Source organism: Butyricicoccus pullicaecorum, assembly GCF_002160355.1.
Lineage (GTDB): Bacteria > Bacillota > Clostridia > Oscillospirales > Butyricicoccaceae > Butyricicoccus > Butyricicoccus pullicaecorum.
This window is the reverse complement of record NZ_NFKK01000012.1, coordinates 70,662-89,599: the sequence shown is the minus strand read 5'-3', so window position 1 is coordinate 89,599 and position 18,938 is coordinate 70,662. Positions and strand designations below refer to the sequence as shown.

The window sequence follows — 18,938 nt, the reverse complement described above, 5'->3', positions numbered from 1 at the left end:
CGATTTTTTGTACCGCGTGTCAATTTCATCAGGAAATTGACCAAGGTACCAACCGCTAAAGTTTTTTAAGCGCTCACCTTTCGGTGAAGTGCTTATTTATTTTACCAGATTCACTTTCGTTTGTCAAGCTCTTTTCTAACTTTTTTCGAAGTTTTTCGCGCTCCGAATCGCTAAATCTGAACTTTTCCAAACTTTTCGTCCGGTTTCGCTGTCCGTGCGGTCAGCTTATTTATAATACCACGCCGAGAGTCCTCTGTCAATAAGTTTTTTGAATTTTCTGAAAACTTTTTGTTTTCAGGGTTCTAAACTATACAGTTTTCATCGTATGGCAGTCACGACACAAGTCGTTGACTTAATTAGAATATCACTCTCTTTGACATCTGTCAACTATTTTTTCTCATTTTTTGCATTTCCCCTCTTTCTTCTTATTCTATTTTGCGATCTTGATTGCTGCCCATCTTCCATTCTTCTGTCTACTGCGTTATAATGGTAAAGTACTATATTCCCGTTAAAGGAGAATCCGCTTATGCCGATCAAAATTGCCGACAGTCTTCCCGCACGCGCGGTGTTGGAATCGGAAAACATATTCGTTATGACCGAGCGCCGCGCAATTACACAGGACATCCGTCCGCTGCGCATCGCTCTGCTCAACCTGATGCCGCTCAAGATCACAACCGAAACCCAGATCTTGCGCTGTCTGTCCAATACCCCCCTTCAGATTGAAATTGATTTGGTACAGACCGAGACCTACAAGTCCACTCATACGCCGGAAGATCATTTACTGACATTCTACAAGACGTTCAACGACATTCGGCACAATCGGTATGACGGGTTCATCATCACCGGTGCGCCGGTTGAACTGATGGACTTCGAACAAGTCGATTACTGGGACGAGCTGATCGAGATCATGGAATGGACCAAGACCCACGTACATTCCACCCTGCATATCTGCTGGGGTGCACAGGCCGGTTTATATCACCACTATCATGTGCCCAAGTACGTTCTCCCCGAAAAGATGAGCGGTATCTTTGAGCACCGCGTTCTGGTACCGACCGAGCGTCTGCTGCGCGGCTTCAACGATGTCTTCTTTGCTCCGCACAGCCGTCACACTGAAGTTCGCGCATCCGATATCACCAAGCATCCCGAACTGCGCTTGCTCTCGGTTTCCGACGAGGCTGGTGTCTATATTGTAGAGGCACGCAATGGCCGTCAGATTTTTGTACTTGGTCATTCGGAATATGATCGTGACACGCTGAAGCAGGAATATTTCCGCGATCTGAGCCGCGGTCTGGAACCGCAGATCCCGCGTCACTACTTCCCGAACGATGACCCGACGCAGGAACCTAAGGTCACCTGGCGTTCGCACGGTCAGCTGCTCTACACCAACTGGCTCAACTACTACGTCTACCAGACCACACCGTACGACCTGAGCACCGAGCAGGCTTTCGACGATCCGTTTGAGGATTTTGAAAAGTAAGCTCATGTTTTCGCCCGATCGTGCACATACTGCATCCGAGGTGATGCAATATGACAAAGCGACCGCATGTACAGCAGACCTGTTTCCGATTGGAGCCAGAAAAACGGCTCTGTCCCACGACCGACAGTGCCAGCATCCGCACCTATCGTCTGGCGTCTCCCGGTGAAATGGGATTTCGCGTCGTGGATGATTTTTGTCAGGAGCACATCCAATAAACCCAGAAAAGCCGTCCGGCCGATACCGGACGGCTCACTTTTTTAGTATGCAACACCCCACCGCGTCATAAGCAAATAGCCGACAATATAGATCAGATAGACGTGCGCGGGATAATACCAATAAAACAGGAATTTGTGACGATTGCTGCCGGCCTGGCCATTATACAGGCAGATCGGAATGGCCGCAAGGAAGATAAACAGATCGGTAAGCCAATATTGCGGCAGTGCAAGCCACTGGATCAGGCACAACACGCCAAGCGCCGCTACCTGCGCGATACGCCAACGACGCAGATAATAAAACGCTACACCCAGCAGCACAAACAGAAAACCGCCTTCTACATTCATCAGGTTTGGCACAAAAATCATCATGATCTGCACGCCGCGCTGTACCACAGGGAACATTCTATTTGTAATCTCGCCTGTTTGTGCATCAAACATTCCGGTCATTGCGATGTATGCGCCACACTGCACTGCAAAGGAAGCCACAAAATAGAATAAGCCAGCCAGCCCCATTCCAATTTTCCTGACCGCCCGTTCCTTCTGCCCTGCGCGTATCAGTTCAACAGATGTAACAGTCAGTACCACCAGGAACATTGTGCCGAACATGCCGTTTAGTATAATTATGCCGCTGGGCTGCGCAAATTTCTGACTGATCCAGTTGTTACACAGGTTCATAAGCACCCAGCCGATATACAAGCGCAGCATATAGTTTTTCCGGCTATGCGTATAGAAAATCCCCTCTGCACAGAAAACATAAAAAGCGGCGCAGCAAACCGGCCAATCAGATGAAACCAATCCGGAATACCCATGCCAGCCGGCAGATATGCCGCCAAATGGTCCATCGTCATCGTAATCAGCGCAAATAATTTGAGCTGGAAGCCATTGCATCCCCCAAATTGTCTTTTTCCCAGCGTCATTGTCTTCACGATAATCCTCCTTCGTATTATTGTACTGTTGTATTACATTATTAGTACAATAATCCATTTTTTCTTTTATGTCAAGGGCTTATTCTACTTTTTTTGGGGCATACTGAACTATGAGGTGAGAACACAATGAAACAGTATCAAAACCTGGGCGAAATGCTCACGACCGATCCAAAGATCTTTGAATATTACACCAGCCTGCCGGAATATATCCGAGGCATGATCGGACATCGCAGCGAAAATATCCATACCGAAGATCAATTGCGCGGCTATGCCGACAAACTGCTGCGTGGCGACAATTAAGGGCAAAAAAAAGAACGCCATTCAAACTGGCGTTCTTTTTCGTTTTTAAGATTGTGCTTCGCTCTGATTGACCTGGTAGCACAACGTCATTAAATTGTCTGAAAAATGCACGTTTTCAACCGGTACACCCAGATTTTCCAAGTGCAAATCTTCGCCTGTGAAATTCCACAGTCCGCGCACGCCATGCTCCACAAGCTCACGCGCAAGCGCGGGTGCGATCGCATGCGGTACGGTCAGAACCGCAATATCCGGCTTATGCTGATCGACATACGCATACAGTTCGGACACGTCACGCACGGTCACGCCGTTCATGCCGCTGCCGATGACCATACGGTCACTGTCAAACGCACACAGCAATTTAAATCCATTGCTCTCAAAGCTGAAATTCTTAATAAGCGCCCGACCCAAGTTGCCCACACCGATGAGTACCGCGGTGTGCGCGCGCTTGAGTCCCAGAATGTCCTCCAGCCCTTCGCACAGCTTTTCGATGCTGTATCCATAGCCCTGCTGGCCAAAACCACCGAAACAGTTAAAATCCTGACGGATCTGGGAGGCGGTCAGACCCAACATCTCCGCTAACTTACGCGAAGAAATGCGCGTCTCGCCCTTTGCCCGCAGAGAGGATAGGTGCCGGTAATACCGCGGCAAGCGCTGAATCACCGCGCGGGATACATTCTGTTTTTTCTCCATCCGGACAACCTCCTGTCAGGTTTATTTGATCATTTACAGCGACGCAATGGTCTCCAGCACATAGTCGGTGAACTGCTGTGCGGTCGCACCGGTGTCGCGGCCGGTGATCACATACTTCTTCTTCTCAAACATGCAGATATCCAGCGCACGATCGAGCTTCTTTGCCAGCTCGATTTCACCGATATGCTCGAGCAGCATGACCGATGCACGCAGAACCGAAGACGGATCGGCGTACTGTGCACGGCCTTCCTGTACCATACGCGGTGCAGAACCGTGGATTGCCTCAAACATTGCGTAGCGCTTACCGATATTTGCAGAACCTGCGGTGCCAACGCCGCCCTGGATCTCAGCCGCCTCGTCGGTGATGATATCACCGTACAGGTTGGGCAGAACGAATACCTTAAAGTCACGGCGACGCTTGTCGTCAATGAGCTTTGCGGTCATGATGTCAATGTACCAGTCGTCGAATACAACGTCCGGGTACTCAGCAGCGACCTTCTTGCAGGTATCCAGGAACTTGCCATCGGTGGTCTTGATGATATTTGCCTTGGTGACACAGGATACACGGTTCTTACCGGTCTTGTGTGCGTAGTCAAATGCCAGACGTGCGATACGCTCGCAGCCCTGCGAGGTAGCGACCGTAAAGTCGATGAACAGATCGTCGCCAACCTGTACGCCCTGCGAGCCGACTGCATAGCCGCCCTCGGTGTTCTCACGATAGAAGGTCCAGTCGATACCCAGCTCGGGCACCTTGACCGGGCGCACGTTTGCAAACAGGTCGAGTGCCTTGCGCATAGCAACGTTTGCCGACTCGACGTTCGGCCACGGATCGCCCTTACGCGGGGTCGTGGTGGGTCCCTTCAGGATAACATGGCAAGCCTTGAGCTCTTCCATGGTATCGGGCGGAATAGCGCAGCCCAGCTCAGCGCGGCGCTCGATGGTCAGGCCATCGATGACGCGGAACTCAACCTTGCCGGCCTTGACCTTATCTGCCAGCAGCGTCTCAAGGACGTGCTGACCCATACCGGTAATCATCGGGCCGATGCCGTCGCCGCCGCAAACGCCGATGATGATCTTATCGAGCTTGGAATAATCGATAAAATCGCCCTGATCCTTCATTGCCTGAATGCGAGCCAGCTGGCTCTCGATTACTTTTTCAAACTGCTCACGAGTCTTTTCGGGTAACATATCTGCAAATCCTCCTTAGTGCTGCTTCTTTGCGTAATTCAGAGTACCGCCTGCGAGCAGTGCGCCGCGTTGACGGTCGGAAACGTCACAATCTGCCTTGAAGGTACGGCCGCCGCAAACGACGGTAACCTGACCGCCTGCCGCGATCTCCTCACGGATGTTGGGCAGAGAGATGACATCTCCCAGATTGATCTTGTCGTAATCTGCCGGATCGGCAAAGGTCAGCGGGATGATACCCGAGTTGACCAGATTTGCCTTGTGGATACGTGCAAAGGACTTGGTCAGCACGGCACGCACGCCCAGATAGAGCGGAACGAGTGCAGCATGCTCACGGGACGAACCCTGACCATAGTTTGCACCGCCGACGATCACGCCGCCGCCCTGCTCCTGGCAGCGAGCCGGGAACTTGGGATCGACGTTGATGAAGCAGTAGTTGGAGTAGTACGGGATATTCGAACGATACGGCAGCAGCTTGGAGCCTGCGGGCAGAATGTGGTCGGTCGTGATGTTGTCCTCGGTCTTGAGAACGATCTTGCCGGCATAGCTGTCTTCCAGCTCGTGACCAAGCGGGAACGGCTTGATGTTCGGACCGCGGCGTACTTCAACCGTGGACGGATCTTCTGCGGGCGGGATAATCATGCTGTCGTTGATGTCAAAGTGCTCGGGCATCTGGATCTCGGGTGCCTCGCCCAGCGTACGCGGGTCGGTCAGCACGCCGGTCAGCGCCGAAGCAGCTGCAACCTCGGGGGAAACCAGATAAATCTGTGCGTCCTGGGTACCAGAACGACCCTCGAAGTTACGGTTGAAGGTACGCAGCGATACGCCTGCCGACTCGGGCGACTGACCCATACCAATGCAGGGGCCGCAAGCGCACTCGAGGATACGCGCACCGGCTGCGATGATGTCGGACAGTGCGCCATTCTTTGCGAGCATGTTAAATACCTGCATGGAACCCGGGCTGATGGTCAGCGAAACGTCGGGATGTACATGCTTGCCCTTGAGGATGGCTGCAACCTTCATCATATCATAGTAAGAAGAGTTGGTGCACGAACCGATGCAGCACTGGTTGACCTTGATCTCACCGATCTCGGAAACCGGCTTTACATTGTCCGGCATGTGCGGCATCGCTGCCAGCGGAACCAGATTGTCCAGATCGACCGTGTATTCTTCGTCGTAAACCGCGTCCGAATCGGATGCCAGCGGCACATAAACCTCTTCACGTCCCTGTGCCTTGAGGAATGCACGGGTCACTTCGTCAGACGGGAAAATAGACGTGGTTGCACCCAGCTCTGCACCCATGTTGGTGATGGTTGCACGCTCGGGAACCGACAACGTTGCAACGCCGGAGCCTGCATACTCGACAATCTTGCCGACACCGCCCTTGACGGTCATCTGACGCAGTACGTCCAGAATAATATCCTTTGCTGCAACCCAGGGCTTCAGCTTGCCGGTCAGCGTGACGCGAACCATCTTCGGCATCGGGATGTAGTATGCGCCGCCGCCCATTGCGACTGCGACATCCAGACCGCCTGCGCCGAAAGCCAGCATGCCGATACCGCCGCCGGTCGGGGTGTGGGAGTCCGAACCGATCAGGGTCTTGCCCGGTGCGCCGAAGCGCTCGAGGTGTACCTGATGGCAGATACCGTTGCCCGCCTTGGAGTAGTAGATGCCGTGCTTCTTGGCCACGGTGCCGATGTACTTATGGTCGTCCGCGTTCTCAAAACCGGACTGTAAGGTGTTGTGATCGATGTAGGCCACCGAGCGCTCGGTCTTGACCTGATCGACGCCCATTGCCTCAAATTGCAGGTAAGCCATCGTGCCGGTCGCATCCTGGGTCAGCGTCTGGTCGATGCGAAGACCGATCTCCTCGCCCTTGACCATCTCGCCATCCACCAGATGTGCTTTCAGGATTTTTTCTGCAATCGTCATGCCCATGATATCAAATCGCTCCTTGTTTTTGTCCCTGACACGGGTGTCAGACACACCGTGCCCTGCGTTTTTCCGAAAACGCAGCAAAATGGCGGCTTCCACAGCCTTCTCCACGAAGAAAACACCGGTTTTCTCCGTGCCCAAATCGTTTTTATCAAATGAGGCTTTGTCACAAAGCGCAAAACCTTTTATTATTGTACCGCATTTCAGCACAATTTACCAGAAATATTTTGCCGCCTCAGCGGATTTTTCGACAGACCTCTTCGCTGATCTCAGCGGTTGCAAAGGCATTCTGTGCCGTCGTGCCCAGATGACCTGCCAAAAACTCGTAATACGCCTGCGCACCGATCATCGCCGCATTGTCACCGCACAGCGAGAGCGGCGGCAGATACAGCTGCACGCGCTTGCTTTTTGCCATGTCGGTCAGTGCCTGACGCAGCCAGGAGTTCGCCGCGACACCACCTGCACAGACGACATGCTTGACGCCGGTCTTGTCGATCGCGTGCGCCAGTCTGGGCACCAGAGTATCGACAACCGCACGACAGAACGAAGCAGCCAGACCGGATTTATCGATGGTCTCGCCCTTCTGCTCGGCGTTGTGCGCAAGGTTGATGACTGCGGTCTTGAGTCCCGAGAACGAAAAGTCCATCGGTGCGTCCTTAACATGGCTGACCGGCAGCTTGTACGCGTTCGGGTCACCACCGACTGCCATCTTATCGATCTTAGGGCCACCCGGATAACCGACACCCAGCACACGCGCGACCTTGTCGAACGCCTCGCCTGCTGCGTCGTCTCTGGTGCCGCCCAGAATCTCAAAGTCGGTGTAATCGCGCACCAGCACGATCAGCGAGTGACCACCCGAGGCCACAAGCGTCAAAAAGGGCGGCTTCAGGTCGGGAAATTCCAGATAATTGGCCGCGATGTGTCCACGGATGTGGTGCACGGGAATAAACGGCTTGCCCAGCGAAAACGCCAGCGATTTGCCGAAGTTTGCACCGACCAGCACCGCACCGATGAGTCCCGGTGCGCAGGTCGCAGCGACCGCGTCCACCTCGTCCGCCTGCATGCCTGCCTGTTCCAGTGCGCATTCGGTCACGCGCACGACCGCTTCCATGTGACGGCGCGAGGCAATCTCGGGCACGACACCACCATACAGCGCGTGCGTCTCGACCTGCGAGTCGATGATATTGGATAAAATCTTGCGTCCGTCCTCGATGACCGCTGCCGCGGTCTCATCGCAAGACGACTCAATTGCTAAAATCTTCATACAGTCTCCTCTAGTTTGGTATGCGGACGATCAGCACCGTCCAATCACATGGCGCGCCTGCTCCTCATCCTTTTCATCTACCAGAATGCGGTACTCAATCGCGGCATCCTGATTGCCGCCCCAGCGCATGCGCGCACCGCCATGCGGTCGAATATCCTTTTGCCGGATCACATAATCAATGCCCGCCTGCTCGAGTGCATGCTGCATTTGGTACAGGTCACGCTCGGAATAACTTACAAACACTTCCCGCTTGTCAAACAACATGATCCTCTTCCCCTTTCACGTTGCATCACGCAGTTGCAACGTCATCAAAATCGCGTCTTCTGTGGGTGATCGGTAAAAATTTTTGCGCCGTCCAACCGGTTCATACCCGGCGGCGGTGTACAGCGCGATGGCCGGATCGTTGGACGCACGCACTTCGAGCGTCACAAACGCAAGCTGTGCCTGCTGCGCCCGCTCGGTCAGGGTCTGGATGAGCAGACGGCCAATGCCCTGACGGCGAAAGTCCGGCGAGACCGCGACGTTTGTAATGTAACCCTCGTCGAGCACGGTCTGACAGCCGACATAGCCGCACACGGTCTGGTTTTCATCCTCCGCGACCAGAAACAGTCCTTTCCCAAGCTCTTCCCGCAGCGCATTCTCGCTCCACGGTGCATGAAAACACGCCCGCTCGATCTCGGCCAGTGCAGGCAAATGCCGCTCGTCCATCGGAACAATCTGAATCTGACTCATGCGCGTCCTTTCTCCAAATTTCCGATCAGCGCACCGACTGCATCCTTGAGCTGCGCCGCGCACGCACGATAGGTGGCAAGGTCACCGCCAAAGGGATCGGCGACATCCACCGGTGACAGGGTGAATACCTTGTCCTCTGCCCACGGCAGCGCTTCGACCAATCGGTCGTAGTGCGCAGCCGTCATGCACACCAGATACTTAGCTTCTTTGGCCATCTCCGGGGTCAGCTGACGGGCGTGATGCTGGGACAGGTCTGCACCCAGTTCAGCCGCTGCCTTGACTGCATTTTCCGAGGCCGGCAGGCCATCATGTGCAAACAAACCAGCCGACTGCGCGGTCAAGCCAGTGCGCGCCTCACCGTCCAGCGCACGGAACAAACCCTCTGCCATCGGACTGCGGCAGGTATTTCCGGTACATACAAAAATGATCTGATCCATAATACGATATTCCTCGAATCTTTCCAGACAGCCGATTGCATCCGTTTTCCGGATGTTCGGCTGAATCATCCGTTTTGGGGCGATACCGTCAAGATGGTATACGTCCCCATGATGAACGTATTGATTATACCACAGAACGCTCCATTTTTCTATGACCATTCCCAAAAATCCGTCCGTTCTGACCGTGTACGGATAAAAAAAGACCACCCGCTGCCGGATGGTCTTGCTCTTTTACTTGGTCTCGTACCAGCTGTGTCCAATCTTGGCCTCAGCCACGAGCGGCACACGCAATTCAGCTGCGTGCTCCATCTCTTCGCGCAGCAGTGCTGCCGCGCGCTCGGCTTCGTGCTCGGGTGCTTCCAGAATCAGTTCGTCGTGTACCTGCAAAATCAGGCGTGCTTCAAAGCCCTCGGCCTTGAGTCGGTCACGCACGCGCAGCATGGCGATCTTGATGATATCAGCCGCCGTGCCCTGAATGGGTGTATTCATCGCGGCACGCTCACCGAACGAACGCAGATTGAAGTTCTTGGAGTTCAGCTCAGGCAGGGCGCGTCTGCGACCGAACAATGTCTCAACATAACCGGTCTCCCGCGCGCTCTGCTTGATGGATTCCATATAATGATGCACACCCGGATAGGTGTCCAGATAACTCTGGATGAAGGCTGCCGCCTCCTTGCGGGTCACACCGATATCCTGCGCCAGCGAAAAGTCCGAAATACCGTAGACGATACCGAAGTTGACCGCCTTACAGCTCGAACGCATCTGCGGTGTCACCTCTTCCACCGGTACACCGTAGACCTTGGAAGCCGTGGTTGCATGGATATCCTGACCACCGCGAAAGGCCTCAATCATCGCGTCGTCGTCTGCGACATGTGCCAGCACGCGCAGCTCGATCTGCGAATAGTCGGCATCGACCAGAACTCGTCCCTGCTCCGCGACAAACATGCGGCGCAGTTCACGTCCGAGCTCGGTACGCACCGGGATATTCTGCAAGTTGGGGTCGACCGACGACAGGCGACCGGTTGCAGTAACCGTCTGCTGGAAGTGCGAATGGATACGGCCATCGGGTGCAATGACCTTCAAAAGGCCGTCTACATAGGTGCTCTTGAGCTTGGTCAGCTGACGGTATTCCAGCACGTCGGCAATCATCGGATGATAGCCAGCCAGCGATTCCAGCACCTCGGCACTGGTCGAGTAACCGGTCTTGGTCTTTTTCTTGTACGGCAATCCCAATTCTTCAAACAGCACAACGCCGAGCTGTTTGGACGACTGAATGTTAAATTCATGTCCAGCAGCCTCATAGATCTGCTCGGTCAGTGCCGCAATGCGCGTATCCAGCTGCTCACCAAATGCACACAGCTGGTCGGCATCGGCCTTGCAGCCCGCCTGCTGCATCTCGGCCAGTACGGTCATGAGCGGCATTTCCATTTCGAAGAACAGCTTGTGCATGCCCTGCTCTTCCAGTCGTGCGGATGCCTCGGCGTAAATATCTGCAATCGCTTCCACATTGGCAGTCATCGCGGCAAGTGCGCTGTCTCGGCCACCAAGCGGCGAAAATGCGTCCTCTGCGGTCAGGTCGACCTTGGGCAGTTCGCGGTTGAGATAGGACAGAGCAACACGCTCCAGATCGTAAGCCGAGGCCGTGGGATCGAGCAGATAAGCTGCAATGCTGGTGTCAAACAGTACCCCCTGCGCCGCCAGTCCTGCTTCAAGCAGCTCGACATAGGTCGGCTTGGCATCGTGCATGACCAGCTTGATATCTCCGGCAAACAGACGTGCGGTCACAGCGTCCCAATCTGCCACCGAAAAGCTGTCAGACGACAGTAAATACACCGTATCCTGCGCAAGCAGCGCAAAGGCACGCAGTCCGGGTGCAGCAAACAGCGGCACAGCCGAAAGCTCGGTCAGTGCATCCAGCTGCTTCTGTGCGCTTTCCAAGTCGGTCAGCTCTACACGCTTGCGCTCAGCTGCGGTCGGTGCCGGTGCTTCGGTCTTGCTCAGTCCCAAACGCGTCAAGAAAGACTTAAATTCCAGACGGGTCAGCAGATCATATAGTGCATCGCGGTCCATCTGCGCATCTGGCAGCGCTTGCATGTCGATCGGCAGCGGTGCATCCCGCTCGATCGTTGCCAGCCAATAGCTGTCCCGCGCAGCCTGCTCACCGTTCGTCAGTTTGTCCCGCAGACCCTTTTTGATCTCCGGTGCATCCAGATGGCGATATACTTCGTCCAGACTGCCAAAGGTGTGCAGCAGATTCATTGCCGTTTTTTCTCCGACACCCGGTACGCCCGAAATATTATCCGAGCTATCTCCCATCAGCGCCTTGAGATCGATCAAACGAATGGGGTCAAAACCGTACTTTTCCCGGAACGCCTCGGGTGTGATGTCTCGGCTGGTATCCTGGCCGCCCTTGGACGATACCAGATGCACCGTCGTATGTGCACTCACCAGCTGCAAGCTGTCGCGGTCACCGGTCACGATCAAGCAATCATCACCCTGCTCTTCTGCCTTGCGGCTGATCGTGCCGATCAGGTCATCGGCCTCATATCCGCCCTTCTCACAGCGGATAATGCCCAGCGCGTCCAGCACTTCCTTCATGACCGGCAGCTGTGCTGCGAGCTCGTCCGGCATGCCCTTTCGGGTCGCCTTGTAGGAGTCAAACTTCTGATGACGGAAGGTCTTTTCCTTCACGTCAAAGCATACGATCGTGCGATCGGGGGTATATTCATCCTGTAAGCGGAACAGAGTCGACAAAAAGCCGTAAATAGCGTTCGTGGGTAAGCCGTCGTGGTTGGTCAGCAGCCGTACGCCGTAAAACGCGCGGTTTAAGATGCTGTTGCCGTCAATCACCATGAATTTCATCGTTAACCTCATCATTCCTGCGGCTATATACAGCTGCCGCATGTCCGAATTTTTTGCTATTGGTTTTATTATACGGCAAAAACAGTATCATTACCAGAGGCAGAACGGGAAAAGCGTGAATTTCCGCCTCTTTTTAATGCAGAACGCCTTGCATGATACCGATTTCACATCCTGCAAAAGGATAAAAAAAACACCTCGATTTATTCGTTCTTTCGAAACCAATAAACCGAGGAATTGATTGGCAATGATCGAAAAAGTTTGTAGGCTTATTTTCGGTTATCCATTGCGTGTTTCAGGGATTTATTCACTATGACAGGCTTTTATCATAGTTTATCACTGTTTTGCAAATAATACCGATAACGCGCTATTTTTTCTGATCTTGCCCTCATTCAGATAGAAGATGTTTTCAAAATGCCGTTTGCGAGATAAGTCCCGTGCAGATTTACCCTCTGCGCATTTGCAGTCTCAGACGATCTGCAATCATCGAGATGAATTCGGAATTGGTCGGCTTGCCCTTGACGCCCGATACCGTATAGCCGAAATACGACTGCAAGGTCTCGATGTCTCCGCGATCCCAGGCAACTTCAATCGCATGGCGAATGGCACGTTCGACGCGGGATGCTGTGGTATGGAATTTCTTTGCGATGCCCGGATACATGATCTTGGTGATTGCACCAACCGATTCCATATCGCGGATGGCCATGATGATCGCCTCACGCAGATACTGATAGCCCTTGATGTGTGCCGGTACGCCAACCTGATGGATAACTTCGGTCACGCGCAGTTCCAAATCCAGCTCAGCCGGCATTTCGGGCTCGCGCACGCATGCGGTCTGTCGGGACATGCCCCACTGGCGAATGCGTCCTGCCAGCACTTCCGGGCCTACCGGCTTGCGCAGAAAATGGCTGACGCCCAGCGCGCTGCACTCTGCCGCTGCCATATCGCTGGCGAATGCCGAGATGACGAATACCCCGACCTTGTATCCATTGTCCACGATGCGATGCAGCAGGCTCAGTCCATCCAGCTCGGGCAGCATCAGGTCGGTCAGCAGCAGGTCGGGTGCCAGCTCACGCACCTGCTCCAATGCGCCAGTACCACTCGCCGCCGTTCCGACGACCTCAATTCCATCCTCCGCCTGCAAGGCGCCCGAGAGCGCTGTGCGGAATTCCTGGTCTCCATCTGCGATTACTACTCGAATGTTCCGTTCCATGTTGTCACTCACTGCCTTCCTGACAAATTTTTTGTTCTGACTGCCGTTGTTCTGTTCTGTGGTTGCTTTCGTGCGGCTTCCTTAATTTACCATATTTTTCCAGCTCGCACAATGGATTTTGCGTGTTTTCGGCCAGATTTCGTGCGACTGTGTTCGACAAAATTCGACATTTCCCGTCTGTCATCGACTCGGTTCTCCAAGGTCTTCCCCGATCTTACCGGGTTCTTCACCGTCTATATCCGTGTCTGGAAATGGCGGAAAGCGCGGGAATCCCGCTCCCACGCTTTCCAGCTTCCAGCCTTATGCCGCGGCCTGTGCTTCCAGCATTTTCTCAATTTCGACAGCATATCCCCTTGTGGGATCGTTCACCAAAACATGGGTGACCGCACCCACAAGCTTGCCATCCTGAATCACCGGGCTGCCGCTCATTCCCTGCACGATACCGCCGGTCTTTTCGATCAGTTTCGGGTCGGTGACATGGATGACCATAGACCGGTCGTTCTCTCCGCCTTCCCCATAGAGTTTGGTAATCTCAGCGGTGTAATGTCCAATCGTCTCGCCCTCAACATTCGACCAGATCTCACAGGTACCTTCCTGTGCGTCCGCGATGGGCAGCGTATCCAGATCGTCATAATAGCTGTCATCGGTCAGCACGCCAAAAATACCGGTATCCGTATTTTTCTCGACCGTTCCCATATCTTCCTGCAAGTTAAATTCACCTTGCAGTGCACCCGGTGCGCCAGATGCACCCTTCTGCACGCCTGCAACCGAAGCCTCCATCAGACTACCCTCTGCAAGCGGAACGAGCACACCGCTCTCACCGTCACAGATGCCGTGTCCCAGCGAACCATAGGCTCCAGTTTCCGGATCAACGTAGGTGATTGTTCCGATACCGGCCATACCGTCACGAATCATCACGCCCAACCGATCATGACCGCTGGTGTCCTGCACCGGAGTCACTGACACATCCAGCTCCTCACCATCTCGCCGCACATGCAGCGTAATTGCTTGGCCGTCTGCGCCTTCAATGATCTCCTGTAAAGCGTCATTGGTGTCTACCGATTGACCGTTTGCGGTCAGGATCACGTCACCCGGCTGCAATCCAGCCGCCTCAGCCGGACTGACCTGTCCGACCGCGGTCGTAACCGGATCGAGAGACGCGATCATGACACCGTCGGCATGCAGTTTGATACCCGCCGCGCGTCCGACCGGAATCAAGCTCTGTGCGGCAAGTGCCGTGCCCACCGACAAAGCCAGCACCAGAGCGGCCGCACAGCTGCGTGCAAGCCATTTGTTGCGTATTTGCATACTTCCACCTCCTCATCGGCTAGTATGCCGCAGAGCGCAGCCTGTGAGCCGTGCCCAATGCTGGCAGAGCGGGAACACAGCCGCCGCCGGAGGCAGATTTTACGGAAAGCGGAAACGCATAAAAAAACGAAAGACACCCTGGAAAACCAAGGTGTCTTTGTCAGCAAAATTGTTAAATTGCGCGTGCAGACGCTTACGCCTTGCCGTTGCAGCCCAGAACGTTGATCAGCTTGTGGGTAACCATGTCCTTGACAGCCTGACGAGCGGGCTTGAGGTACTGACGGGGATCGAAGTGATCCGGATGCTCAGCAAAGTACTTGCGGATGGTAGCGGTCATTGCCAGACGGATATCGGAGTCGATATTGATCTTGCAGACAGCCAGCTTTGCAGCCTTGCGCAGCTCTTCCTCCGGGATACCGATTGCATCGGGCATGCTGCCGCCGTACTGGTTGATCATCTTGACGAACTCCTGCGGAACAGAAGAAGAACCGTGCAGAACGATCGGGAAACCAGGCAGACGCTTGATGCACTCTTCCAGAACGTCGAAGCGGAGCGGAGGCGGAACCAGGATGCCTTCCTCGTTGCGGGTGCACTGTGCAGCGGTGAACTTGTAAGCACCGTGAGAAGTACCGATTGCAATTGCCAGGGAGTCACAGCCGGTGCGGGAAACGAATTCCTCAACCTCTTCCGGACGGGTGTAGCTCTCGTTGCCAGCCTCTACGCAAACTTCGTCCTCGACGCCAGCCAGGGTACCCAGCTCAGCCTCGACAACAACGCCGTGTGCGTGTGCGTACTCAACAACCTGCTTGGTCAGAGCGATGTTCTCCTCGAAGGACTTGGAAGAAGCGTCGATCATAACGGAGGTGAAACCGCCGTCGATGCAGCTCTTACAAACTTCGAAAGAATCGCCGTGGTCCAGATGCAGAGCGATCGGGATCTCGGGGCAGTTCTCAACAGCAGCCTGAACCATCTTTACCAGATAGTTGTGGTTTGCGTAAGCACGAGCGCCCTTGGATACCTGCAGGACAACCGGAGCCTTCTGCTCCTGGCAAGCCTCAGTGATACCCTGAACGATCTCCATGTTGTTTACGTTGAATGCACCGACAGCATAGCCGCCGTCGTATGCCTTCTTAAACATCTCAGTAGTAGTAACTAACGGCATTTTGATTACTTCCTTTCACTATCTATTCTGTTTCCACTTGGAACCAGGATATTCTATGGTTATTTTACCAGCTATACCGGTCAAAATCAAGACCCATGTTTTCCAAATATATCTTTGTGTAACAGGTGGAAATTTTGGAAGCTTTTACATGGAAAAGAAATTGATTTTTGCTAGACAATATGATATGATTTTTTTGTACCAAAATATCCGACAAGGTTATTTTTCATTAACATTAGGAGGTTTTTCCAATGAGTGAATTAAAGGGCGCTTGCATCATCGGCCAGTCCGGTGGCCCCACTTCCGTCATCAACACGTCTGTTCTCGGCGCAATCGAGACCGCTCTCGACTGCCCCTCTATCACCCGCGTTCTGGGTGCTGCTCACGGCATCCGCGGTGTGCTCGACGACCAGCTGCTCGACATCGACAAGGAAGACCGCGAAGAGCTCAAGCTTCTCCGCTACACCCCGTCTTCTGCACTCGGTTCCTGCCGTTACAAGCTGGCTGATCCCGACGTTGACGATACCGATTACAAGCGTATCCTCGAGATCTTCAAGAAGTATGACGTTCGTTACTTCTTCTACAACGGCGGTAACGACTCCATGGATACCTGCAACAAGATCTCCAAGTTCATGATGAAGTCCGGTTACGACTGCCGCGTTATGGGCATCCCGAAGACCATCGATAACGACCTGTTCGGCACCGACCACTGCCCGGGCTACGCTTCCGCTTCCAAGTACATCGCTACTTCCTGCATGGAGATCTATCAGGACGCTCGCGTTTACGACACCGGCATGGTTTGTGTTGTTGAGATCATGGGCCGCCACGCTGGCTGGCTGACCGCTGCTGCTGGTCTGGCTACCGCTCAGGGCGCTGGTCCCGACCTCATCTACCTCCCCGAGACCGACTTCGACATGGACAAGTTCATGGCTGACGTTAAGAAGGTTTACGCTGAGAAGGGCAACTGCCTGGTAGCTGTTTCCGAGGGCATCCACTACGCTGACGGCACCTTCGTTTCCGAGGCTAAGACCTCCGCAACCGACGGTTTCGGTCATGCTCAGCTGGGCGGCCTGGCTGCTATGCTGGCTGACAAGATCAAGAGCGAGCTGGGCGTTAAGGTTCGTGGCATCGAGCTGTCCCTGCTGCAGCGCTGCGCTGCTCACTGCGCTTCCAAGACCGACGTTGACGAGTCCTACATGTCCGGTAAGGCTGCTGTCGAGAATGCTGTTGCTGGCAAGACCGACTACATGCCGGGCTTCAAGTGCACCCGCGACGAGAACGGCTACAAGTGCGAGATCGAGCTGCTGCCCCTGTCTCAGGTTGCTAACACCGAGAAGAAGGTTCCGCGTGAGTGGATCAACGCTGAGGGCAACGGCGTAACTCAGGCATTCATCGACTACGCTATGCCGCTGATCGCTGGCGACAACGTAGGTCCGAAGGAGAACGGCCTGCCGCGCTTTGCTAAGCTGAAGAAGATCAAGGCTGAGGCTTAAGATCATCTGCGATCTGATCATCTGAAAAAGCAAACCCCCGAAGGATTTCCTTCGGGGGTTTTTCGTTTTAATATTTGGATTCAAACTTATAGCAGCTTTCGGTTGCACCTACATGTGTTTGTCTCCAGGTACAATACCAGCCGCTATTAGAACCCGGGTCACGTTCACAATAGATGCACTTACAGCACTCTTCCGAATAAGACATGGTTTCACCTCCTTGTAAAAATTCATTTCATTCAATACGCAATATACCAGTAAATGAAAATCACTGCACAAAGAATCACAAACAGAAAAAGTCCTCTATTTTTTGACTTTGGCGCTTGTTTCTGCATCGCAATTCGTTCCTTGTCCTGCTGCTCTTCCTGTAAAAGAACGGACATCTGACCAATCAGTTCCTTCATATTGGCATCGCTATAATACTTGCAGGAGTCATACTCTCCCACGCGAATTCCAAATCGATCGCATATACGAAAACTCTCGCCAGTCTGCTCATTCTCAACAATTCTGGAGTAGTCACACGGCAGTAATCCACATTGTCCGCCGTCCCGCGCTTCCTGACTGTCATCTCCTCTCTTTATGTAATTCGCTTCACGCAATCTCTGGTCTAACGACATAGAAATCCCTTCTTTCCGTATCCAATCGCCTTACCTCATTAGCGCATCATAGCTGGTAAATCTACGAGAATGAATTTCATGACACGTGCAAGCATCCCAAAGATTCCAAACACGACACCAATCCCGACTGCAACTATCCACTTCACAACTCTATTTGTCGGTTGTTCCAACCAAGCCCACCTGCCATCTATATATCTGATTCCCCATCGAATGCCCAGCACAATATAAACAATGAGCACTACACAAATCACTGCGTCCATCAACTTCATCCTCCCTATTATTCCTTCTATTAACCTGAAATAGGTTAATCTTATTTTAACCTGATTCAGGTTAAAATGCAAGTGCAATTTCTCACGCCGCATATAATAATCTGTAAAGGATTGGCTTTATGGGCAAAGGAGAAATTTTGATTTACAGAAGACTGCGTGATCTTCGAGAGGATCGAGAACTTTCACAAACCAAACTCGCAAAAATTCTTGGCATGTCGCAAACGGGATATTCCAAGTACGAAACCGGTGAAAACGATATTCCTACCGCAATTTTAATTAAACTTGCAGCGTTCTACGGCACAAGTATCGACTATCTGCTGGATCAGACCGACCAACCAGCACCCTATCCAGCATCCCACCACAAGAAAAGGACTGGCTCCGATTGAGAGCCAGTCCTTTTTTATTCCATATTACAGTTTCTTTTCCAGATAAATCATGTCCCGCAGGGTCATGCCGTCTTCTACGATCGAATGATCGTAATTTTTCGTGAAGAAATCGGGTTCACGGCCGCATTCCGCAAATCCACAGCTCTGATAAAACCCCAATGTCTTGGGACTCTCACCGGTTCCTACGCGCAGCGTATCCGCACCGCGTTCCCGACAGATACGGCTCAGCTCGTCGATCATCCATTTACCGATGCCCTTGCGCTGATGTGCCGGGTCAACCGCCAGATTTTTGAGCTCATACACATTCTGTGCCTGCCGTACCACTACCATCACACCGAAGGTCTGCTCTCCTTCGACCGCTGCGTACATCGTACCGCGCATCAGATAACGGTCAATCATGCTTTCCTGCTCATCTGCAAGCAGCAACAGCGATAAAAACCGTTTTTTATCGGTTGGAATCCATTGCAGTCTCATAC

21 protein-coding genes are annotated in these 18,938 nt (G+C 53.3%); 5 read left to right on the top strand and 16 right to left on the bottom strand.

The features are described 5' to 3' along the window. Nucleotides 1–526: 526 nt before the first annotated feature. Together metA and B5F17_RS14970 are read left to right on the top strand one after the other, a co-directional pair. The gene (metA, locus tag B5F17_RS10430) at nucleotides 527–1,477 is read left to right on the top strand and encodes a homoserine O-acetyltransferase MetA (RefSeq protein WP_087373625.1); all 951 of its coding nucleotides are present in this window, start codon (nucleotides 527–529) and stop codon (nucleotides 1,475–1,477) included. A 50-nt stretch (nucleotides 1,478–1,527) separates the two neighbouring features. Further along, nucleotides 1,528–1,692, top strand: a complete 165-nt coding sequence (locus B5F17_RS14970) for a hypothetical protein (RefSeq protein WP_164470512.1) — start codon at nucleotides 1,528–1,530, stop codon at nucleotides 1,690–1,692. 42 nt (nucleotides 1,693–1,734) lie between these two features. Here B5F17_RS14970 and B5F17_RS10425 read toward each other — a convergent pair whose 3' ends face one another. Further along, nucleotides 1,735–2,676, bottom strand: coding sequence for a hypothetical protein (locus B5F17_RS10425; RefSeq protein WP_242968736.1), 942 nt, complete (start codon nucleotides 2,674–2,676; stop codon nucleotides 1,735–1,737). A gap of 68 nt (nucleotides 2,677–2,744) precedes the next feature. Here B5F17_RS10425 and B5F17_RS14870 point away from each other — a divergent pair, with 68 nt between their 5' ends. After that, complete coding sequence (locus B5F17_RS14870) at nucleotides 2,745–2,918, top strand: hypothetical protein (protein ID WP_162608150.1); 174 nt, start codon at nucleotides 2,745–2,747, stop codon at nucleotides 2,916–2,918. A gap of 45 nt (nucleotides 2,919–2,963) precedes the next feature. Here B5F17_RS14870 and B5F17_RS10415 read toward each other — a convergent pair whose 3' ends face one another. From B5F17_RS10415 to fba, 11 genes are all read right to left on the bottom strand, one after another. Continuing rightward, the gene (locus B5F17_RS10415) at nucleotides 2,964–3,608 is read right to left on the bottom strand and encodes a redox-sensing transcriptional repressor Rex (protein ID WP_087373620.1); all 645 of its coding nucleotides are present in this window, start codon (nucleotides 3,606–3,608) and stop codon (nucleotides 2,964–2,966) included. Between the two features lie 33 nt (nucleotides 3,609–3,641). Further along, nucleotides 3,642–4,796, bottom strand: coding sequence for an isocitrate/isopropylmalate family dehydrogenase (locus B5F17_RS10410; RefSeq protein WP_087373618.1), 1,155 nt, complete (start codon nucleotides 4,794–4,796; stop codon nucleotides 3,642–3,644). A gap of 15 nt (nucleotides 4,797–4,811) precedes the next feature. Next, nucleotides 4,812–6,731: an aconitate hydratase gene (locus B5F17_RS10405; protein ID WP_087373629.1), complete on the bottom strand. Its 1,920-nt coding sequence runs from the start codon at nucleotides 6,729–6,731 to the stop codon at nucleotides 4,812–4,814. A 232-nt stretch (nucleotides 6,732–6,963) separates the two neighbouring features. Then, the gene (gene tsaD, locus B5F17_RS10400; protein WP_087373616.1) at nucleotides 6,964–7,992 is read right to left on the bottom strand and encodes a tRNA (adenosine(37)-N6)-threonylcarbamoyltransferase complex transferase subunit TsaD; all 1,029 of its coding nucleotides are present in this window, start codon (nucleotides 7,990–7,992) and stop codon (nucleotides 6,964–6,966) included. 30 nt (nucleotides 7,993–8,022) lie between these two features. After that, on the bottom strand, nucleotides 8,023–8,256 hold the full coding sequence (locus B5F17_RS10395; protein ID WP_087373614.1) for a toll/interleukin-1 receptor domain-containing protein: 234 nt from the start codon (nucleotides 8,254–8,256) through the stop codon (nucleotides 8,023–8,025). 15 nt (nucleotides 8,257–8,271) lie between these two features. After that, nucleotides 8,272–8,724: a ribosomal protein S18-alanine N-acetyltransferase gene (rimI, locus tag B5F17_RS10390; protein WP_087373612.1), complete on the bottom strand. Its 453-nt coding sequence runs from the start codon at nucleotides 8,722–8,724 to the stop codon at nucleotides 8,272–8,274. Next, nucleotides 8,721–9,161: a low molecular weight protein arginine phosphatase gene (locus tag B5F17_RS10385; protein WP_040332561.1), complete on the bottom strand. Its 441-nt coding sequence runs from the start codon at nucleotides 9,159–9,161 to the stop codon at nucleotides 8,721–8,723. Before B5F17_RS10385 ends, rimI begins: the two co-directional genes overlap by 4 nt. 231 nt (nucleotides 9,162–9,392) lie before the next feature. Continuing rightward, nucleotides 9,393–12,023, bottom strand: coding sequence for a DNA polymerase I (gene polA, locus B5F17_RS10380; protein ID WP_087373610.1), 2,631 nt, complete (start codon nucleotides 12,021–12,023; stop codon nucleotides 9,393–9,395). A gap of 442 nt (nucleotides 12,024–12,465) precedes the next feature. Beyond that, a complete protein-coding gene (gene spo0A, locus B5F17_RS10375; RefSeq protein WP_016146305.1) occupies nucleotides 12,466–13,233 on the bottom strand; it encodes a sporulation transcription factor Spo0A in 768 nt (255 codons plus the stop codon). Nucleotides 13,234–13,533: 300 nt separating this feature from the next. Beyond that, complete coding sequence (spoIVB, locus tag B5F17_RS10370; protein WP_087373608.1) at nucleotides 13,534–14,541, bottom strand: SpoIVB peptidase; 1,008 nt, start codon at nucleotides 14,539–14,541, stop codon at nucleotides 13,534–13,536. A gap of 193 nt (nucleotides 14,542–14,734) precedes the next feature. Further along, the gene (gene fba, locus B5F17_RS10365; RefSeq protein ID WP_016146303.1) at nucleotides 14,735–15,703 is read right to left on the bottom strand and encodes a class II fructose-1,6-bisphosphate aldolase; all 969 of its coding nucleotides are present in this window, start codon (nucleotides 15,701–15,703) and stop codon (nucleotides 14,735–14,737) included. 248 nt (nucleotides 15,704–15,951) lie between these two features. On the opposite strand from fba, the gene B5F17_RS10360 reads away from it, so the two are divergent. Then, nucleotides 15,952–17,193 carry a 6-phosphofructokinase gene (locus tag B5F17_RS10360; protein ID WP_016146302.1) on the top strand — a complete coding sequence of 414 codons (1,242 nt, stop codon included), beginning with the start codon at nucleotides 15,952–15,954 and terminating at the stop codon, nucleotides 17,191–17,193. 67 nt (nucleotides 17,194–17,260) lie between these two features. Here the strand turns inward: B5F17_RS10360 and B5F17_RS14865 are convergent, their stop codons facing one another. From B5F17_RS14865 to B5F17_RS10350, 3 genes are read right to left on the bottom strand one after another with little or no spacing between them, the layout of a single operon-like run. Continuing rightward, nucleotides 17,261–17,398, bottom strand: a complete 138-nt coding sequence (locus B5F17_RS14865) for a hypothetical protein (RefSeq protein ID WP_016146301.1) — start codon at nucleotides 17,396–17,398, stop codon at nucleotides 17,261–17,263. 31 nt (nucleotides 17,399–17,429) lie between these two features. Then, a complete protein-coding gene (locus B5F17_RS10355) occupies nucleotides 17,430–17,807 on the bottom strand; it encodes a hypothetical protein (RefSeq protein ID WP_016146300.1) in 378 nt (125 codons plus the stop codon). Nucleotides 17,808–17,845: 38 nt separating this feature from the next. Next, entirely contained in the window at nucleotides 17,846–18,067 is a 222-nt protein-coding gene (locus tag B5F17_RS10350; protein ID WP_087373606.1) for a hypothetical protein, read from the bottom strand. A gap of 128 nt (nucleotides 18,068–18,195) precedes the next feature. On the opposite strand from B5F17_RS10350, the gene B5F17_RS10345 reads away from it, so the two are divergent. Further along, nucleotides 18,196–18,462 carry a type II toxin-antitoxin system RelB family anti-toxin gene (locus tag B5F17_RS10345; RefSeq protein WP_016146298.1) on the top strand — a complete coding sequence of 89 codons (267 nt, stop codon included), beginning with the start codon at nucleotides 18,196–18,198 and terminating at the stop codon, nucleotides 18,460–18,462. Nucleotides 18,463–18,486: 24 nt separating this feature from the next. Here B5F17_RS10345 and B5F17_RS10340 read toward each other — a convergent pair whose 3' ends face one another. Further along, nucleotides 18,487–18,936, bottom strand: coding sequence for a GNAT family N-acetyltransferase (locus B5F17_RS10340; RefSeq protein WP_087373604.1), 450 nt, complete (start codon nucleotides 18,934–18,936; stop codon nucleotides 18,487–18,489). Nucleotides 18,937–18,938: the final 2 nt, after the last annotated feature.

Excerpts from the sequence above, each read along its gene's own strand:
- metA (WP_087373625.1), top strand. The coding sequence starts at position 527 with ATGCCGATCAAAATTGCCGACAGTCTTCCCGCACGCGCGGTGTTGGAA.
- B5F17_RS14970 (WP_164470512.1), top strand. The coding sequence starts at position 1,528 with ATGACAAAGCGACCGCATGTACAGCAGACCTGTTTCCGATTGGAGCCA.
- B5F17_RS10425 (WP_242968736.1), bottom strand. The coding sequence starts at position 2,676 with ATGGATTATTGTACTAATAATGTAATACAACAGTACAATAATACGAAG.
- B5F17_RS14870 (WP_162608150.1), top strand. The coding sequence starts at position 2,745 with ATGAAACAGTATCAAAACCTGGGCGAAATGCTCACGACCGATCCAAAG.
- B5F17_RS10415 (WP_087373620.1), bottom strand. The coding sequence starts at position 3,608 with ATGGAGAAAAAACAGAATGTATCCCGCGCGGTGATTCAGCGCTTGCCG.
- B5F17_RS10410 (WP_087373618.1), bottom strand. The coding sequence starts at position 4,796 with ATGTTACCCGAAAAGACTCGTGAGCAGTTTGAAAAAGTAATCGAGAGC.
- B5F17_RS10405 (WP_087373629.1), bottom strand. The coding sequence starts at position 6,731 with ATGGGCATGACGATTGCAGAAAAAATCCTGAAAGCACATCTGGTGGAT.
- tsaD (WP_087373616.1), bottom strand. The coding sequence starts at position 7,992 with ATGAAGATTTTAGCAATTGAGTCGTCTTGCGATGAGACCGCGGCAGCG.
- B5F17_RS10395 (WP_087373614.1), bottom strand. The coding sequence starts at position 8,256 with ATGTTGTTTGACAAGCGGGAAGTGTTTGTAAGTTATTCCGAGCGTGAC.
- rimI (WP_087373612.1), bottom strand. The coding sequence starts at position 8,724 with ATGAGTCAGATTCAGATTGTTCCGATGGACGAGCGGCATTTGCCTGCA.
- B5F17_RS10385 (WP_040332561.1), bottom strand. The coding sequence starts at position 9,161 with ATGGATCAGATCATTTTTGTATGTACCGGAAATACCTGCCGCAGTCCG.
- polA (WP_087373610.1), bottom strand. The coding sequence starts at position 12,023 with ATGAAATTCATGGTGATTGACGGCAACAGCATCTTAAACCGCGCGTTT.
- spo0A (WP_016146305.1), bottom strand. The coding sequence starts at position 13,233 with ATGGAACGGAACATTCGAGTAGTAATCGCAGATGGAGACCAGGAATTC.
- spoIVB (WP_087373608.1), bottom strand. The coding sequence starts at position 14,541 with ATGCAAATACGCAACAAATGGCTTGCACGCAGCTGTGCGGCCGCTCTG.
- fba (WP_016146303.1), bottom strand. The coding sequence starts at position 15,703 with ATGCCGTTAGTTACTACTACTGAGATGTTTAAGAAGGCATACGACGGC.
- B5F17_RS10360 (WP_016146302.1), top strand. The coding sequence starts at position 15,952 with ATGAGTGAATTAAAGGGCGCTTGCATCATCGGCCAGTCCGGTGGCCCC.
- B5F17_RS14865 (WP_016146301.1), bottom strand. The coding sequence starts at position 17,398 with ATGTCTTATTCGGAAGAGTGCTGTAAGTGCATCTATTGTGAACGTGAC.
- B5F17_RS10355 (WP_016146300.1), bottom strand. The coding sequence starts at position 17,807 with ATGTCGTTAGACCAGAGATTGCGTGAAGCGAATTACATAAAGAGAGGA.
- B5F17_RS10350 (WP_087373606.1), bottom strand. The coding sequence starts at position 18,067 with ATGGACGCAGTGATTTGTGTAGTGCTCATTGTTTATATTGTGCTGGGC.
- B5F17_RS10345 (WP_016146298.1), top strand. The coding sequence starts at position 18,196 with ATGGGCAAAGGAGAAATTTTGATTTACAGAAGACTGCGTGATCTTCGA.
- B5F17_RS10340 (WP_087373604.1), bottom strand. The coding sequence starts at position 18,936 with ATGAGACTGCAATGGATTCCAACCGATAAAAAACGGTTTTTATCGCTG.